Source organism: Marinobacterium sp. xm-m-383, from assembly GCF_013283255.1.
In the GTDB taxonomy this organism is placed as follows: domain Bacteria; phylum Pseudomonadota; class Gammaproteobacteria; order Pseudomonadales; family Balneatricaceae; genus Marinobacterium_E.
Genome location: NZ_WBYT01000003.1, coordinates 253,142 through 269,896, shown reverse-complemented (window position 1 = coordinate 269,896; position 16,755 = coordinate 253,142). Strand labels below are relative to the sequence as shown.

The 16,755-nt window shown below is 48.8% G+C and carries 12 protein-coding genes; 11 read left to right on the top strand and 1 reads right to left on the bottom strand.

Annotated features, from left to right (window positions below; translation table 11 throughout):
• Window position 1 precedes the first annotated feature (1 nt).
• The 4 genes from XMM383_RS06900 to XMM383_RS06885 all read left to right on the top strand — a co-directional run bounded on the left by XMM383_RS06900 (window position 2) and on the right by XMM383_RS06885 (window position 5,530).
• Window positions 2-1,084, top strand: coding sequence for a hypothetical protein (locus tag XMM383_RS06900; RefSeq protein ID WP_173494740.1), 1,083 nt, complete (start codon window positions 2-4; stop codon window positions 1,082-1,084).
• Window positions 1,084-3,114, top strand: coding sequence for a hypothetical protein (locus XMM383_RS06895; protein WP_173494739.1), 2,031 nt, complete (start codon window positions 1,084-1,086; stop codon window positions 3,112-3,114). Before XMM383_RS06900 ends, XMM383_RS06895 begins: the two co-directional genes overlap by 1 nt.
• Before the next feature lie 35 nt (window positions 3,115-3,149).
• On the top strand, window positions 3,150-3,644 hold the full coding sequence (locus XMM383_RS06890; protein WP_173494794.1) for a prepilin-type N-terminal cleavage/methylation domain-containing protein: 495 nt from the start codon (window positions 3,150-3,152) through the stop codon (window positions 3,642-3,644).
• A gap of 257 nt (window positions 3,645-3,901) precedes the next feature.
• Complete coding sequence (locus tag XMM383_RS06885; protein ID WP_173494738.1) at window positions 3,902-5,530, top strand: NAD+ synthase; 1,629 nt, start codon at window positions 3,902-3,904, stop codon at window positions 5,528-5,530.
• A gap of 135 nt (window positions 5,531-5,665) precedes the next feature.
• Here the strand turns inward: XMM383_RS06885 and XMM383_RS06880 are convergent, their stop codons facing one another.
• Window positions 5,666-9,586 (bottom strand): NahK/ErcS family hybrid sensor histidine kinase/response regulator, encoded by a 3,921-nt coding sequence (locus tag XMM383_RS06880; protein WP_173494737.1) that lies wholly within the window; start codon window positions 9,584-9,586, stop codon window positions 5,666-5,668.
• A gap of 278 nt (window positions 9,587-9,864) precedes the next feature.
• Here XMM383_RS06880 and XMM383_RS06875 point away from each other — a divergent pair, with 278 nt between their 5' ends.
• The 7 genes from XMM383_RS06875 (at window position 9,865) to ccmC (ending at window position 16,742) form a co-directional block, all read left to right on the top strand.
• A complete protein-coding gene (locus tag XMM383_RS06875) occupies window positions 9,865-10,119 on the top strand; it encodes a DUF4212 domain-containing protein (RefSeq protein WP_173482871.1) in 255 nt (84 codons plus the stop codon).
• Between the two features lie 10 nt (window positions 10,120-10,129).
• Window positions 10,130-11,845, top strand: a complete 1,716-nt coding sequence (locus XMM383_RS06870; RefSeq protein ID WP_173482870.1) for a sodium:solute symporter family protein — start codon at window positions 10,130-10,132, stop codon at window positions 11,843-11,845.
• A gap of 244 nt (window positions 11,846-12,089) precedes the next feature.
• Window positions 12,090-13,916 carry a DUF294 nucleotidyltransferase-like domain-containing protein gene (locus XMM383_RS06865; protein ID WP_173494736.1) on the top strand — a complete coding sequence of 609 codons (1,827 nt, stop codon included), beginning with the start codon at window positions 12,090-12,092 and terminating at the stop codon, window positions 13,914-13,916.
• 40 nt (window positions 13,917-13,956) lie between these two features.
• Complete coding sequence (locus tag XMM383_RS06860; RefSeq protein ID WP_173480382.1) at window positions 13,957-14,577, top strand: 3'-5' exonuclease; 621 nt, start codon at window positions 13,957-13,959, stop codon at window positions 14,575-14,577.
• Between the two features lie 79 nt (window positions 14,578-14,656).
• Window positions 14,657-15,307: a cytochrome c biogenesis heme-transporting ATPase CcmA gene (gene ccmA, locus XMM383_RS06855; RefSeq protein WP_173482868.1), complete on the top strand. Its 651-nt coding sequence runs from the start codon at window positions 14,657-14,659 to the stop codon at window positions 15,305-15,307.
• Entirely contained in the window at window positions 15,307-15,987 is a 681-nt protein-coding gene (gene ccmB, locus XMM383_RS06850) for a heme exporter protein CcmB (protein ID WP_173480384.1), read from the top strand. The genes ccmA and ccmB overlap by 1 nt, the downstream gene beginning before the upstream one ends.
• A 5-nt stretch (window positions 15,988-15,992) precedes the next feature.
• Window positions 15,993-16,742, top strand: a complete 750-nt coding sequence (gene ccmC, locus XMM383_RS06845) for a heme ABC transporter permease CcmC (RefSeq protein ID WP_173494735.1) — start codon at window positions 15,993-15,995, stop codon at window positions 16,740-16,742.
• Window positions 16,743-16,755 lie beyond the last annotated feature (13 nt).

Here is a 16,755-nt window from a genome sequence, read left to right as displayed (position 1 = left end):
GATGATTTCTAGCGGCTTAGGAAATTATAAGAGAGAGCAGGGCATAGCCACACTTGTTACGGTTGTGGTGCTTCTGATTTTTACGACACTCGCTGTGTTTACTGTCTCTTCATCGGTGGTTAATGAGAAGCAGGTTGTGGCTAATGAGTTGCGAGCACTCGCTGCATTTGAGGCTGCTCAAGCCGGATTAGCAGAGGGCGTCGCTGCATTTCGTGAGAGTCCACAGGAGTCGGCTTCATCATCAGGAGCTATGCCCTCAGGGCAAGGTCGTTGGGGTTATAGTGTGACTTCGGGTGATGAGACTGTTATCTCCTCAATTGGTACGAGTGATGACGGGTCTGTTCAACGACAGATGCGGATGAATATAACCTTCTCCAGGTTGGACTTGCCCGATGCACCAGTAGTTGCTGCTGCGGGCGCGAATTTTAGTGGTAATTTTGAAGTTAAAAATCTCAACGGAAACCTTACAGTTTGGTCTGGCGGTACCGTTGATTTGAGTGGTTCATTTTCAACAAAAGTACCTCATCCTACGGATGATGGCGTCTATATCACCTCTTCAAGTAGCAGTTATCGAGGCAGTGATCTGATCGAAAACGACCCTAATTTAAGTTCGTTGAATGAAGAGGATTTTCAGCGTGCCTTTCTTGGTAGTACCGTAGATGAGTTTTGCAAAAGTGCATATATAGATCAGAACGACGATACCATCGATTTTCAAGCTGAGATTGAAAGTTCAGGTAGCGTTATATGTATTACAAATACTAAAGTCGTCGAGTCTTTTCCAGATACAGTATACGAAGCAGTAACGATACCTACAGGTACTGATCTTGGTGGTATCCCCAAAACTATTATTATCAATGGGGATTGGGATCAATCAAATCCTAATGACTTTATGGGTCTGGTGTTTGTGAATGGTTCAGTCGATAAGTTGAATGGTAGTAGTACCTTTAAAGGCTCGTTGCTTGTCAATGGTGATGTTGATATGGGTAATGGTGGCCCCGATTTAGAGTTTTCTATCGACTATACTTCGAACTTAGGAGACTCTGTGACAGCCTCTGCAGTGGCAGGTAGCTGGAGGGATTGGTAATGCAAAAACTGCGTGGATTTGTGCTAATAGAGGCGATGGTGGCACTTGTTGTGTCTGTGGTCGGATTGCTTGGGATTGCACTTTTTTCATCACAACTCTTCTCTGAGACTACAAACTCCAAAGCTCGCGCGGAGGCTATCGTTGTTGCGCAAAAAGAGATGGAGCTATTACGTCACTATGCGGGTCAGTATGAGTTGGCCTCCATAGCGACTGTATCAGTACCTTGGCCTAGTCAATCTACTTACATAGGTACAAACCAATCTTACTCAGTTGGCGGTAGTCTAGCATCTGAATCAGGAGGGTCATGTCCTGGATCAGGTAACAAATGCTCTGCAGTTATTGAGGTCTCATGGGGTGAGCCGGGTGCGTTAGAATCGGTTCAGCTAAGCACAATTATTGTAAGTGATATATTCGATTCAACTGCAGTTAATGGTACGGGAACGGGTGTTGTTGTGGGAGGAAACCCCTACGCTATTGATCCTCCATCGGGAAATGCTCAGTACGGAGATGATGCGCAAGGCGGTGTTCTTCCCTCGGGGTTGTCTTTGGAGACTGTGACTGTCTCTTCTGCAGTAGGCTCAAGTGAGATACGACTTCTTGGAGAAGTTGAAAGCGTAACTAAAGAGTTGCTTACATATAGCGGCACTGCATTCGCAGAGATTCGTGGTGTTGTTTATGTAGATAATGCATCCACTACGCTTAGTGAAAGTGACTTGGGCACTATTGTTATACGTCCCTCTGATACGGGGGTATGCCCTAAAGGACCAGCGAAATCGATTACAGGTTCTGATGATTGGTTTTTTGAGTACCGATGCTTCTTTGGCGATGGTTGGTACGGCAGTATTCAGGTGTCGGTAGTAACTGGTGATAGTTTTGAGACTGATAAAACTCAGTGTGTAGGCGATCCAACGGTACTTTCAAATGACGGCACACTAGTATCCCGACATGCGCAAATTGCCGTAGGTGCAGTGCGCAGGTATAGAGGATATTCGATCGCTTATGGGGAAAGTGGCCCTCTTTTTGATGGCTCAGGTAATTTGCTTCTAGTTACACATGGTATGGATGCTGGCGATGTGTATGGGTATGGGACTGCACTCACGGGCCAGGACTTAATAGTGGGAGATGGCCAGCACGACTTTGTTCTAGTTTCGAATCAAGGGGGTGGATCAGTCTCAACTGATGCGGAATGTGAAACGAGACTCGGATCAGCGGTTAATTCCGTTGCTTATACCAGTTATATCCCAGGCTTTACCGCAGGGTTTGAAAATTTTGTTGGTAATACGGGTGACTACGTCTGTCTTGAGGTTAACGGTACCAGAAACTGTCCTACCGCAGTGACATCTATAGATAGTGAGGAGGTGTCTGCTGCTGTTGTTAGTATTACAGGGGCAATTACCGCTCCGGAAGATTTTACTTCTGCGGCTCTTTTTTCTACCACATCACAATTCCCCACTGGTTTGATTTCGCCTTGTTATCGTTTAGATGATGGTTCCTGTGATCCTGAGCGTGTGACACCAATTAATGTTTGTTCTAACGATGCAGAAACATTCTCGTGCAGTGTGTTTACTTCAGTAAGTGGAAGTGGATGGAGTGGGACGATCACACATACGATTAGTGGGGCAGATTTTAGTATCTGCGACCCATTAGGAGGTGTTGAGTCAATTACCGCGAGTTCACCATCAGGTCATGATATAACCGTGGTGAGCGGTAGCTGCGCAATAAACTACTTAGGTAACTATGATCTAATATTAACCAACGGCATGGGTAATAAGGTAACAATCAAAGGGGATAGTGTAACCTATACTGGAAACGCAATTGTTAGCTGTGGCGATGTTGATGATACTAATGATTATATAAATATCGCAGATGGCGCTGTTGCTCCCACGTTAAGTGGTTTGTGTAGTGTAAATGCTGGTGACCTGTCATTGAGTGACACGATAACCGTAGGGTCATTGACTGCAGATGTGACGGCTATTACTCCAGCCTCCGGTGGTTCCGGCGGCTCGATATCTGCCACTTTACAGCCTTAATAGGAAATTTTTTCTCAAGGATCGAGGAATAAAAAATGGAAAGAAAGCCAAACCCAAGGACGGGTGGCTATACCCTTATCGAATTGATGATTGCGGTCGTAATCATCGCTATTCTCTCTTCCATTGCGCTGCCTGCGTACACTCAATTCACGGTGCGTGCCAAGTTGATCGATGCTCTGGCAGCAACGGAGCCGATTAAGCTGGCGCTGGTTGATTATGCGATTGCGAATGGCGGTACTTCAGGTTTAAAAGATTTGAAATGGAATACAGCCCTTAGTGAACTAGGCGTCAGTAATGAATACTTTGGGGATAACTCCGCTTATGTAAAGAATGCATGGTGGAGTCATTCCTCCGGCGAAATTCGGGTATCAATTGCCAATATTGATGAGTTGGAAGGGCGGCGGTTTGTGTTGCGGGCAGAGAATCCTGATTTTCCGACGACTTGGCGCTGTATCAGTGATGATTCGGATGAGTCGTTGATTCCAAGTGAGTATTTGCCAAGTTTCTGCCAAACATCTGCGGATGATTAAAAGCGGTCGGCGTCCCTTTGGGTGGCCTCCTACAGGGTGTGTTTTTCCATGGTGCGGATGACAGGTTAAAACCAGTCACCTGATCGCTTCCTCTTTGAGAAAGCTCCAACAGGGTGCTTTTTATTGGGGTGGTGATAGGCTGAAGCCAGTCGCCATGAATGAATTTTCGGGCTTTTTCGCTTTGCTCAAATTCCCTCCTACGGGGGATGTGCGTATACTTTGGCAATCTATTTAATTTGAAGATTTCAGATCGCTTTATGTCTCAGCAACTTGTCGTCGCGCTCGCTCAAATCAATTTTCTTGTCGGTGATATTCCGGGTAATACACAAAAGATGATCGATGCTGCTATGGATGCAGCGTCTCAAGGTGACACGGATATTATCGTCTTTTCAGAGCTGTCGATTACCGGTTATCCGCCAGAGGATCTGCTGCTGCGTCCAAGTCTAAAACGCCGGGTTGATGAGGCCCTCAATCGCTTGAAAACTGAGGTCCGTGGCATCGCTCTGTTGGTGGGCTATCCAGCTGAGAAAGAGGGCGAGTTACGCAACATGGCGGCCATCATTGAGGATGGTGAGGTGTTGATCGAGTATGCCAAACAGCATCTGCCTAACTATCGTGTATTTGATGAAGATCGCTACTTTGAACCGCATACCAATGACGGTGTCTTTGAGTACAAGGGTCACACTTTAGGGCTGCAAATCTGTGCTGATATTTGGGAGAAAGAGCCGACTCAACGTCAGACCGATGCCGGTGTTAAAGCGATTCTTGTGCCTAATGCATCTCCCTATCACATGGGTAAAACCAATGAGCGTACTAATGCGTTACAAGACCGTGCAACCACTGCCAATGCACCGATTGTCTATGTAAACCAAGTGGGTGCGCAGGATGAGTTGGTCTTTGATGGTGGTTCGCAGGCCGTGGATGCCAAAGGGCAGCTAGCCTACATGGCCCCTCATCATGAAGAGGGTGTCTACAAGGTCTCTATCGATCTTGAATCGGGTGCTGTTGAGCCGCTGCAGCCTTCAACGCCCGAAGCTGATCGCTACAGTATGGTCTATCAAACGCTTGTGATGGGCGTACGCGATTACGTTAACAAGAACGGCTTTAAGGGGGTAGTGTTTGGCCTATCTGGCGGTATCGATTCGGCATTAACGGCTGCAGTTGCTGTGGATGCCTTGGGTCCGGATCGCGTTGAGTGTGTCATGATGCCGTTTAAGTACACCTCTTCTATCAGTGTCGAGGATGCTGCACTGGAAGCAGAGGCTTTAGGTATTCGTCATTCGGTGATTTCAATTGAGCCGATGTATGAAGCATTCATGCAGGAGTTGGCGGGCGAATTTGCTGGCACAGAGGTCGATGCAACGGAAGAGAACCTGCAAGCACGCTGTCGGGGTGTCTTGTTGATGGCGATCTCCAACAAGAAAGGCTACCTCGTTCTGACGACCAGCAATAAATCGGAAACAGCCGTCGGTTATTCAACCTTGTACGGTGATATGGCCGGTGGTTTCTGTGTCCTAAAAGACATTCCGAAAACTCTGGTTTACGAGCTATCGCGTTACCGCAACACGATCAGCCCGGTCATCCCAGAGCGTGTCATCACTCGTCCACCCTCGGCTGAACTTCGTCCAGATCAAACAGACCAAGACAGCTTGCCAGATTACGATCAGTTGGATGCGATCATCGAGATGTACGTCGAGCATGATTACAGCGCAGAGATGATTATTGCTGAGGGGTACAACGAAGCCGATGTACTGCGAGTGATTCGTCTAATCGATATTAATGAGTATAAACGTCGCCAAGCGCCGATCGGAACGCGTATTACCAATCGTGGCTTTGGCCGTGATCGACGTTATCCGATAACGTCTGGTTGGAAGGCTGGGGTGTGACGCTGAAGTGTCACCGGGTCAGACCGGAGGTCAGACCCAGGTTTACTGTGTCAGGCTGAAGGGCAGACACCGCCACCAAAAAATCGCGGCCTTTTTAAGACCGCTCCAACAACAAGTTTAAGACCGCTCCAACAGCTACTTCGCGACGTTCTTACTGATCAGCTGGCGAAGGGCGGCGGGTTTGACCGGTTTGTTCAGCAGTATCGCGCCGTGTTCTGTTATCTCTGCTTTAACCTCGTCGGTACGGTCGGCGGTGATGATGATCGCTGGCACGTCGCCGAGTCCCAATACAGCTAACTCATTCAGTGCCATGATGCCGGTATCGGTCTCGCCAAGGTGGTAATCGACCAGCATGATGTCCGGTCTGAATGAACCATCGCTACAGGTTTCAACAGCCGCTTGAATGGAGAGGGCGGTTCGTACTTCACAGCTCCAGCCGGTCAGTAGTGCGGTCATCCCCTCTAGGATCTTCGGTTCGTTATCGATCACCAATACGTTGACGCCGTTTAGGCCTTTCGAGCGGATCCAGCCACGCTGTTGTGGTTTCTGCTTCACAGCAAGTGCAGGGTCGCCCAGCGGAACATCAACACTGAAGACCGTGCCTTTGGTCGGCCAGGATCGAACATTCAGCTTATGCTTCAGCATCTTGGCGATACGTTCTGTAATCGCCAAGCCTAATCCGAGACCCTGTACCTCTGAGTGGCGTGGGTTGTCGATGCGACGAAACTCTTCAAAGACTTCAGAGATCTTATCCTCTGCAATGCCGACACCGGTATCCCATACTTCAATGCGGATAAACTTGCTGTGGTGGCGAACACCCAGCAGTACTCGGCCCGAGTTGGTGTAGCGGATCGCATTTGAGATGAAGTTCTGCAGAATACGACGCAGTAGTGTTTGATCTGAATGCACCACCGCTTTGCAGTCGATACTCTTGAATTTCAGCCCTTTCTTCTCCGCCATAGCGGTGAATTCAGTATCCAGGTTCGAGAAGACGTTTTGGACAGAGAAGTGAGTCATGTTGGGCTCTAGCGCACCGGCATCCAGCTTGGAGATGTCCAGTATGGCAGTAATGAGCTCTTCCGCTGATCGCAGAGCACCATCCAAGTTATCAACCAACTGTGCGGTCTCGTTCTGGTGACTCTGTTGAGCCAGCGCCGATGTGAAGAGACGAGCCGCATTCAGTGGTTGCAGCAGGTCGTGGCTGGCCGCAGCCAAGAATCGTGTTTTACCTAAGTTGGCCGCTTCAGCATCCGATTTGGCCTGGCGTAGTTCATCTTCCATTAGCGCACGGACGGTGTTCTCTTTGCGCAGCTCTTTGTTAATTAGGGATACCGCTTGGGTGCGCTCTTCAACACGTTTCTCAAGGTTTTCATTAGTCTCTTGCAGAGCGATCTCGGCATTACGGCGCTCTGTGATATCTTGGTAAAGTGTGAAGTAACCCAAGATGTCCCCGTACTCGCCAATGTGCGGAATCATCGTTAACTCAGCAAAGCGCAGTGAATCGTCTTGGGTCGGTAAGCGAGCTTCAAATTTGACACGTTCACCCTGCAATACACGTCTCACGAACGGCTGGCGCAACTCATACTGATCTTTAGGCATGATGGTATGACTAGGTGTGCCGGCAATGGTATGTCGGTTAATGCCAACGCCATCAGCAAACGCTTTGTTGACGAATAGGTAGTTCTGCTCCGGATCGAGATAGCTGATCATGACCGGCACGTTGTCGGTATAGACGCGGATGTTCTGCTCACTCTCACGCAGTGCGTCTTCGACACGCTTGTGCTCGGTAATATCCATGTAGGTGTTGACGTAACCGCCATCGGGCATCGGGTTACCGCGTACCTCTAACACTTGGCCGTTCGGGCGATAACGTTCAAACCCGTGCGGTTTGCCAGAACGCAGCAGCTGCATGCGCTGTTCAACCTGTTCATCGATGGAGTTTCCAGAGAATCCATACTCACCATGAACCGCGTTGAAACGGATAATCTCCTCGATGGGGCGGCCGACGCTAATTAGCTCTTCTGGGTAGTCGAACATGTCGATGAACTTTTGGTTCCATGCAACCAGACGATACTTCTGATCGACTACGCTGATGCCCAGAGAGACGTTCTCAATGGTCGACTGTAGCAGCGATTTGTTGAAACGCAGTGCCTGTGATGCCTCATCAACAATCGCAACGACATCGCCAATCTGCATATCTTTACCGCGCAGTGTCGAGTCCATGACGATTCGAGCTGAAGACGCACCGATCACACCGGCCAGTAAGCGTTCGATGTATTGAATCAGTTCGTTATCCGCTTTGACACCCGCTGGCAATGGCTCTTCATCGCGACTGCTCCAATACTCGTTCATCGCCTCTTGTGTGCGGCGAATGCCCAAGAAACGCTCGGCAAGCATCTGCAGGTCGCTGATGGTGACGGGTGTCGTCTGACGGCCTGGCTCTGTTGTTTCATCGCGTCGGCTATCGACATATGCACTGGCCTGAATACGATCCACCAAGCGGGCGCGCGTTAGGTTGGATACTAGGTAGTAGGCCAGAATGTTAATGCCCAGAGACCAGATGACACCATGAGTCAGTGGGTTAATTCCTTGAATTCCAAATAGGGAGGTTGGTTGTAACCAAGTTGGAATGACACCGTCACGTATCAGTGTATCAGGAACTAAATTGGCGACTTCGAATACAGGGTAGACTAGCGTATAGCACCAGAGTGCAAAGCCGCTTACTAAGCCAGCAATGGCACCGCTTCGGTTGCCCTCTTTCCAGTACAACGCACCGATGATACTGGGTAAGAATTGAATCGCTGCGACAAAGGCGAGTAGACCAAAGGAGGCGAGGGAACCCTGGTCCCCCAAAATTCGGTAGTAGAAGTAGCCCATCAACAGAAGCATGAAGATGGTGATACGGCGCACACTTAACAGTAGTCGGCCAAGATCTTTGCTCTCTGCAATGCGAAGACTCGGAATGCGCAGCAGAATAGGAATGACTATGTCGTTACAGACCATGGTAGCCAGAGTAATAGAGGCCACGATAACCATACTGGTCGCCGCTGATAGGCCACCGATAAAGGCAAAGGTTGCCAGTCCAGGATAGCCCTGGCTTAACGGTAAGGTCAGTACCCAAGAGTCCGGGTTAAGCGCGAAGGTTGGCAGTGAGATAGCACCGGCCGACGCGATGGGCAGAACAAATAGCGCTAGCAGGAATAGGTAAGTGGGGAAGAGCCAGCGGGCGATTCTAAGGTTGTTGTGTTTGATGTTCTCGACAATGGTCACGTGGAACTGGCGTGGTAGACAGATGATCGCCCCACAGGCCAACAGAATTTCAGTTAAGAAACTCCCCGCAAACAGTGAACCTGAAAAGTTTATCGAGTGCAGTTGCGATTGAACGCTGGCAACGGTCTGCTCTACACCACCATAGAATTCAAAGGTGACAAAGAAACCGACCGCAAGGAAGGCGGTCAATTTGATGACCGACTCAAACGCAACGGCTAATACCAAACCCTGATGGTGCTCAGTGGCATCGATATGGCGAGTACCAAACAGAATCGCGAATAGGGCCATTGTTAGTGCTACTACAAGGGCGGTATCACTACCTTTGCTCAGTGCCTCGGTCGCAGCAGGCGCAATCGCGTTGTAACTCACTGCAACCGCTTTTAGCTGAAGTGCGATGTAGGGAATGGTTCCCAACACCGCTATGACTGTAACCAGAACGGCGATGGTTTGACTTTTGCCGTAACGTGACGAGATAAAGTCGGAGATAGTAGTAATGTTCTGCTGTTTACTGACACGACTGATCTTTTCGATGACCTGCCAGCCCAAAATGAAGACAATGACCGGCCCTATATAGGTCGCCAAAAACTCCCAACCAGTGGTATGAGCTCGTCCGACGGCACCATAGAAGGTCCAAGATGAACAGTAAACCGCTAAGGAGAGAGAATAGATGATCGGGTTGCCCGCCCAGCTCTTCCCGGCACGACTTCGATCGCCCAAGTAAGCGATCGCAAAGAGTAGGCCAAGGTAGCCTAAAGCGATGAGGGTGACGGATAGACCTGATAGCATGGTGTGATTCCTAACAACAGTTGCCTGCATTCTAACGATTTGTGCCGTTTCGACCAAAAGTTTCAGTTTAATGCTTAAAAACAGTGTTTTTGATGTAATTTTGGTTATAAAGGTATATCTAAAAGTTTGAAAAATCATTAAAATCAGCCACTTACTTAAGTCTGTGCGACTAAAGTTGCTCTCCTTTTAGGGAGATGGCTTAGGTATAATGTCTACAACTGTGGTAATCACAGCCTTTTTGTTTATAACAACAACTTGTAAAGGGATAGGTTATGTCAATGACCAAAGAAAATGCGCAGGCATACTGGGGTGAGAACCTTCGCATTATTATCACCTACATGGCGATCTGGTTCGTCGTATCGTTTGGATGCGGTGTGCTATTCGTCGATGCTCTTGATCAAATCCAATTCTTCGGTTTCCCGCTAGGATTCTGGTTTGCTCAACAGGGTTCAATCTTTGTATTCGTCGCGTTGATCTGGGCTTACGTGTCTAGCATGAACAAACTTGACGAAAAATATGACGTTCACGAGTAAGGAGTAAATCATGAGTCTTGACGCGTTAACGTTTCTATTTGTAGGTGGCTCTTTCGCCCTTTACATTGGTATTGCGATCTGGGCACGTGCCGGATCAACTAAAGAGTTCTACGTTGCAGGCGGTGGTGTACCACCAGTTGCAAACGGTATGGCGACTGCTGCGGACTGGATGTCAGCTGCATCGTTCATCTCACTAGCGGGTATCGTATCGTTCATCGGTCGTGATGCTTCTGCCTACCTAATGGGTTGGACAGGTGGTTACGTACTACTAGCGATGCTACTTGCACCTTACCTACGTAAGTTTGGTAAGTTCACAGTGCCTGACTTCATCGGTGATCGTTACTACAGCAACACTGCTCGTACGATTGCGGTTATCTGTACCATCATCATCTCGTTCACATACGTAGCTGGCCAGATGCGCGGCGTTGGTATCGTATTCTCACGTTACCTACACGTAGACATCAATACTGGTGTAATCATCGGTATGGCGATCGTATTCTTCTACGCTGTACTAGGCGGTATGAAGGGTATTACTTACACTCAGGTTGCTCAGTACTGTGTATTGATTCTTGCATTCATGGTTCCTGCGATCTTCCTATCAGTTCAGGTAACTGGTCACTTCCTTCCACAGACTGCACTAGGTGCAACTCTGGAGAGCGGTCAGTCAGTACTTGCGACTCTGGATGCATTGTCTGTTGAGCTAGGTTTTGCTCAGTACACTGCAGGTTCTAAAACTACGGTTGACCTATTCTTCATGACGGCTGCACTAATGTGTGGTACTGCAGGTCTTCCTCACGTAATCGTTCGCTTCTTCACTGTACCTCGCGTAAAAGATGCGCGTATCTCAGCTGGTTGGGCGCTTATCTTCATCGCTATCCTTTACACATCTGTACCAGGTGTTGCGGGCTTCGGTCGCGTAAACCTAATCCAGACTGTAAACGGTACTGCTGAAACTGCGGCTTCTGGCGTTGCTAACACGGGTGTTAAATACGAAGACATCCCTGAGTGGTTCGCTCGTTGGGAAAACACTGGTCTTATCAAGTGGGAAGACAAAAACAACGATGGCGTTGTTTTCTACAGCAAAACAGATGCAAACGAGCTAACAGTTAACCGTGACATCATGGTACTTGCTAACCCAGAGATCGCTCAGCTTCCAGCTTGGGTAATCGCTCTAGTGGCAGCAGGTGCGGTGGCAGCGGCACTATCAACAGCAGCGGGTCTTCTGTTGGTAATCTCGACATCGATCTCGCACGACTTGATGAAGAAAACCATCAATCCGAACATCACCGACAAGCAGGAGCTTCTATACGCACGTGGTGCAGCAGTCGTTGCGATTCTTGTGGCTGGTTACTTCGGTGTTAACCCTCCAGGCTTCGTAGCACAGGTTGTTGCATTGGCATTCGGTCTAGCAGCATGTTCTGTATTCCCTGCGATCCTAATGGGTATCTTCAGCAAGCGCATGAACACTCAAGGTGCAGTCGCTGGTATGGTCGTTGGTATCGTATCGACTATGGCTTACATCGTGTACTTCAAGTTCATGGGCGGCACTAAAGACGAAATGTGGTTCGGTATCTCTCCAGAGGGCTTCGGTACTGTGGGTATGATCCTGAACTTCGTTGTGGCTAAAGTTGTCTCTTCTATGACAGCTGAGCCACCTGCTGAAATCCAGCAGATCGTTGAAGACATCCGTATCCCACGTGGTGCGGGCGCAGCTCAGTCTCACTAAGAGCTAGCTGACAATGAGAAAGGCGTCCTTCGGGGCGCCTTTTTTAATTGCCGATGGTGGCTTTGTATAGATGTCGGGGTTTGTCGCTGCGCGCCAATTCCCTCCTACAACCTAACTTTGTAGGAACGAATTTAGTGAAACTAAAACCGTGACGCTTTTCAGAAAAAGTTGATTTGAGTTCCTGCAATTTTTTCTAAAACGCGCAATACTCAACTGATTATTCGACGACCTAAGTGAGGATCCAATGCCTGATTCTTTTAAAATGGGGAATCTCCCTTTTAGCCTACTGACTGAGTCCGAACAGGAGTTCTTGCGCGCCAATCTTGATATCGGCTACTACCAGTCTGGTGAAGTGATTATTAAGGCGGGTGAGCAGTCAGAAGGGGTCTATGTGGTCTTTCGTGGACGCGTTGCAGAGAGTGAGCCTCAGGATGAAGATGATGAGATGCTACACGTCTTCATGCACTATGAGAATGAGGACTACTTTGGTGGTTGGTCCGCGATGCATGGCTCTGCCATTCATAATTTCACAGCCGAAGAGGAGACAATCTGTCATATCTTCTCGACGGAGATACTGCTTGAACTGATCGATTCGAATCCGGGTTTTGCTGACTATTTTCAACAAAATCTAGCCGCGAAATCAGAGATCGTTGCGCAGCAGGGCGAAGGCCAGGATATGGCTGAGTTTATGCTGGCGACGATAGAGGAAGCGGTGGTTCGTGACCCTCTGATCGTTAATGAAGGGACTAGCATTAAAGAGTCGACTCAACTGATGCGCGAGACTAAGTCGGATTCGGTCTTAGTTCGTCGTGGTAGTCGTATTGGTATGGTGACTGGTACCGATATTCTCAATGCTATTGTTCTCAATGATGGTTCAGTCGATGAGGATGTTGCGACCATCGCGACCTATCGATTGATCACCTGTAAGCCGGATGACTTCCTTTTTAACGCTTTGGTCATTATGACGCAGCAACAGATCGAGCGTGTGGTTGTCATGGAGGGCGATACCCTGGTTGGCGTGGTGCAACTGACGGACGTGCTCTCCTACTTCTCTAGTCACTCGCACGTGATTGGTCTGCGCCTTGAGCGAGCCAGTACGATAGAGGATCTCAGAGAGGCAGCAACAGGGTTGAACAACCTCATCAAAGCGCTGATCTCTACCGGTGTTCGTATTCGTTTTACTATGGATCTTCTTGCGGCGATGAATAAACGGATCATCGCTAAGCTGTTTGATCTGGTGGTGCCGGCCGATATGCAGCCTCACGTCTGCTTGATTGTGATGGGGTCTGAAGGTCGCGGTGAGCAGATCATGAAGACGGATCAAGACAACGCGTTGATCTTTCGTAATGGCCTTAACTGGGCTGAAAAGCGACAGACCATGCAGCGCTTTAGTGAGACGTTAATTTCGTTTGGCTTCCCGCCTTGTCCCGGCAATATCATGGTCTCTAACCCTGAGTGGATCAATTCAGTCGATGACTGGACCCAGAAACTGCAGGACTGGTCGATGAGCAGCGATCCCGAGGACCAGATGCGACTGGCGATAGCGGTGGATGCCAAGCCGGTCGCGGGTAACGTAGCACTGTTTAAAGTGGCTCGAAACTGGTTCCTGCGTACTATGCGTAACAATGATCTGTTCTTCTCGCATTTTGCTAAAGCGGCGGTTGAGTTTGATACACCGTTAACCTTCTTTGGCAATTTAAAAGAGCGTGGTGAGTTAGATATCAAGAAGGGCGGAATTTTTCCTATTGTTCATGGCGTAAGAACCTTCGCGCTTGAGCAGAGAATCCTTGCTACCAATACCTTTGAGCGTTTAGAGGCCCTGGTCGATGCAGGGGTAATGCAAGAGAGTGTCTCTAAAGATATCTCAGAAGCACTAGGTCTGTTTGTGAACATTCGTCTGCGTCAGCAGATCCGTCGTGCAGAGCAGGCAGAGGATGGTATTGACCCAACGCCTAATATCATTGAGTTGCAACAATTGAATAAAATGGATAGAGAGTTGTTAAGGGATGCTCTGTTAGTCGTGAAAAGCTTTAAGAAATCACTAACGTCCCGATTCCATCTGTCGAGCTAAGCTGAATAGTGCTTCTGAACCAAAAGGATATTGGTTAAACATGATATTGCCTCGTGCTATACGCAAATTTAAAGACAAACGTGCGGTTAAAGATCCGCGTTGGGTCTCTCTTTTTGATCAGTATGAGGGTGATGAGGTTGTCTCGTTAGATTGTGAGACAACCAGTCTTGATGTCAGCGAGGCATCAATACTGTCGATTGGCGCCGTCAAAATCAAAGGTAAGCGCGTAAAGACCAGTGATCGTCTTGATATTAAATTGAAACCACCGGCTGATTTGACGGCTGAATCGATCAAAATCCATAAAATCCGCGCAGCCGATCTGGCCGACGGTGTCTCCATTGAGGAGGCGCTGGAGCAGGTGTTGGAGTTTGTCGGTAATCGCCCCATCCTCGGCTACTACGTCAACTACGATATTCGCATGCTCGATAAGTTCTTGCGTCCTGCGTTTGGCTTTGGTCTTCCTAATAAGGCGATCGAGCTGTCGCACGTCTATCACGACATCATTAAGTGGCGTCACGTTGGGGGTGATGTCGACCTGCGGTTCGACACTATTGCTGACAAACTGAATATGCCTATGATTCAACGTCATACGGCGTTAGGTGACGCAATCTCCGTAGCGTTGATGTATGTCCGTCTCAAGCACGGCGATACTCCGCTTTAACTGCTATCTCTACCTGACTACAGATGGTAATAAGGTTATAATTTCGCGAATTGTAATTTGCTAACCTTTTGGAGTCTTTGTGGCGCAGGCGCTTTTAACAGCCCAATCCCTATTTTGTGAGCGTGATGATCGTATTCTGTTCGATCATCTACAGCTGACTGTCTCCGAAGGTGAAATCTGGCAGGTTGAAGGACGCAATGGCTCCGGTAAAACGACGCTGCTGAGTATTTTGTGTGGTCTCAGCTCCCATTATGAAGGTGAGCTCTATTGGCGCGGTGAGCCAATGGATGAGGTGCGTGAACAATTCCTATCAGAACTACTATACATAGGTCACCAAGCCGGTGTCAGTGCCATGTTGACGGCAGAGGAGAATCTGCATTGGCAGTGTGCATTACACCCCTCTTTGGACGCTAGTCGAGCGCAACAAGCACTAGAGAGTGTGGGTTTGAAAGGGTTTGAAGATGTTCCTGCGCATCAGCTTTCCGCCGGTCAGAAGCGTCGTATCGCACTGGCAAAACTCTATATGAGCAGAGCGAAACTCTGGATACTCGATGAGCCGTTTACAGCAATCGATAAAATTGGTGTGGCAGCGAAAGAGGCGTTAATGGTTGAGCACATTCAAGCGGGTGGCAGTGTCATTATGACTACGCACCAGGATCTTAGTGCAGAGATTCCTCTGCATACCATCAATGTTGAACACTTCGCCTCGTCTCAACGGGAGTGGTCATAATGAGTTCCACTCTACAGCTGTTTAAGCAGACTTTTAAGCGTGATCTTACGCTCGCGTTTCGTCGCAAAAGCGAACTGGTGAATCCGCTGATCTTCTTTTTAATTGTCGCGTCACTCTTTCCAATCGGAGTTAGCCCAGAGCCGAATTTTCTCTCTCAGTTAGCCCCCGGTCTGGTCTGGGTAGCGGCTCTTTTGGCAACACTGTTGTCGATGGAGACCCTGTTTAAATCGGACTACGAAGATGGCTCGTTAGAGCAGTTGCTGCTATCACCTCAGCCAGTCTTTTTAGTGGTGCTATCCAAAGTGTTAGCTCACTGGTTGCTATCAGGTTTGGCGTTGACTTTAGTGGCACCCCTTTTGGGTGTGATGTTGTTCTTGCCTTCGGAGGGGATGCCCGGGTTGATGCTCAGTCTGTTGTTGGGCACTCCAACGCTGTCACTGATCGGTGCGATCGGTGCAGCACTGACGGTGGGTCTGCGTCGTGGTGGCGTGTTGATCTCTCTGTTGGTTTTGCCCTTGTATATTCCGGTGCTCATTTTTGGCTCTAGCGCCGTACAAGCAGCAGTAACAGGTTTGCCCCTAGACGGTTATCTGGCGCTGTTGGGGGCTATGTTGGCATTAGCATTGGCATTGGCGCCTATTGCAGCCGGTGCGGCATTACGAATTTCAGTGAGTGGATAAAAGTTATGGCTAGTGGTTGGTTACCTCGTTGGTTCTATCAGTTGGCATCACCTCGTTGGTGTTACTCGATCACCGGTAAATTGATTCCCTGGTTTGCGGCCATTGGTGGTCTTTTGTTTGTTATTGGTCTGGTGTGGGGGCTAGCGTTTGCGCCATCGGATTATCAGCAGGGCAATAGCTTCCGCATTATCTATCTGCATGTACCGACGGCGATTCTGGCGCAGAGCTTCTATATGTTGATGGCGATTGCCGGTGCAATTGGCCTGATCTGGAAGATGAAAGTGGCCGATATGGTAGCCAAATCTGTGGCGCCACTGGGAGCTGCGCTCGCTGTGTTAGCTCTGGCAACCGGTGCTATTTGGGGTAAGCCTACCTGGGGCTCTTGGTGGGTTTGGGATGCGCGTTTAACCTCAATGTTAGTGCTTCTATTCCTCTACTTGGGGGTGATGGCGCTAAACTCGGCTATTGAGAGTGAAACCACAGCCGCTAAGTCGACGGCGGTATTGGCGTTAGTGGGTCTGGTTAACATTCCGATCATTAAATACTCGGTGGAGTGGTGGAACACACTGCATCAGCCAGCCACTTTTAAAATAACAGAGAAACCGGCCATGCCCGCTGAGATGTGGATGCCACTTCTGGTGATGGTGATCGCTCTCTACTTAGTGTTTGGGCTAGCGATGATGTTGCGTCTTCGTAATGAGATTTTAACTCGCGAACGCCGTGCAGGCTGGGTAAAAGAGCTTCTTGGTAGTTAAGGTTTGCGTCAGA

Bases quoted from the DNA above. Each gene is read 5' to 3' on its own strand.
- XMM383_RS06875 (WP_173482871.1), top strand. From the start codon at position 9,865: ATGACCAAAGAAAATGCGCAGGCATACTGGGGTGAGAACCTTCGCATT.
- XMM383_RS06885 (WP_173494738.1), top strand. From the start codon at position 3,902: ATGTCTCAGCAACTTGTCGTCGCGCTCGCTCAAATCAATTTTCTTGTC.
- XMM383_RS06900 (WP_173494740.1), top strand. From the start codon at position 2: ATGATTTCTAGCGGCTTAGGAAATTATAAGAGAGAGCAGGGCATAGCC.
- ccmB (WP_173480384.1), top strand. From the start codon at position 15,307: ATGAGTTCCACTCTACAGCTGTTTAAGCAGACTTTTAAGCGTGATCTT.
- XMM383_RS06895 (WP_173494739.1), top strand. From the start codon at position 1,084: ATGCAAAAACTGCGTGGATTTGTGCTAATAGAGGCGATGGTGGCACTT.
- XMM383_RS06890 (WP_173494794.1), top strand. From the start codon at position 3,150: ATGGAAAGAAAGCCAAACCCAAGGACGGGTGGCTATACCCTTATCGAA.
- XMM383_RS06870 (WP_173482870.1), top strand. From the start codon at position 10,130: ATGAGTCTTGACGCGTTAACGTTTCTATTTGTAGGTGGCTCTTTCGCC.
- XMM383_RS06860 (WP_173480382.1), top strand. From the start codon at position 13,957: ATGATATTGCCTCGTGCTATACGCAAATTTAAAGACAAACGTGCGGTT.
- XMM383_RS06880 (WP_173494737.1), bottom strand. From the start codon at position 9,586: ATGCTATCAGGTCTATCCGTCACCCTCATCGCTTTAGGCTACCTTGGC.
- XMM383_RS06865 (WP_173494736.1), top strand. From the start codon at position 12,090: ATGCCTGATTCTTTTAAAATGGGGAATCTCCCTTTTAGCCTACTGACT.
- ccmC (WP_173494735.1), top strand. From the start codon at position 15,993: ATGGCTAGTGGTTGGTTACCTCGTTGGTTCTATCAGTTGGCATCACCT.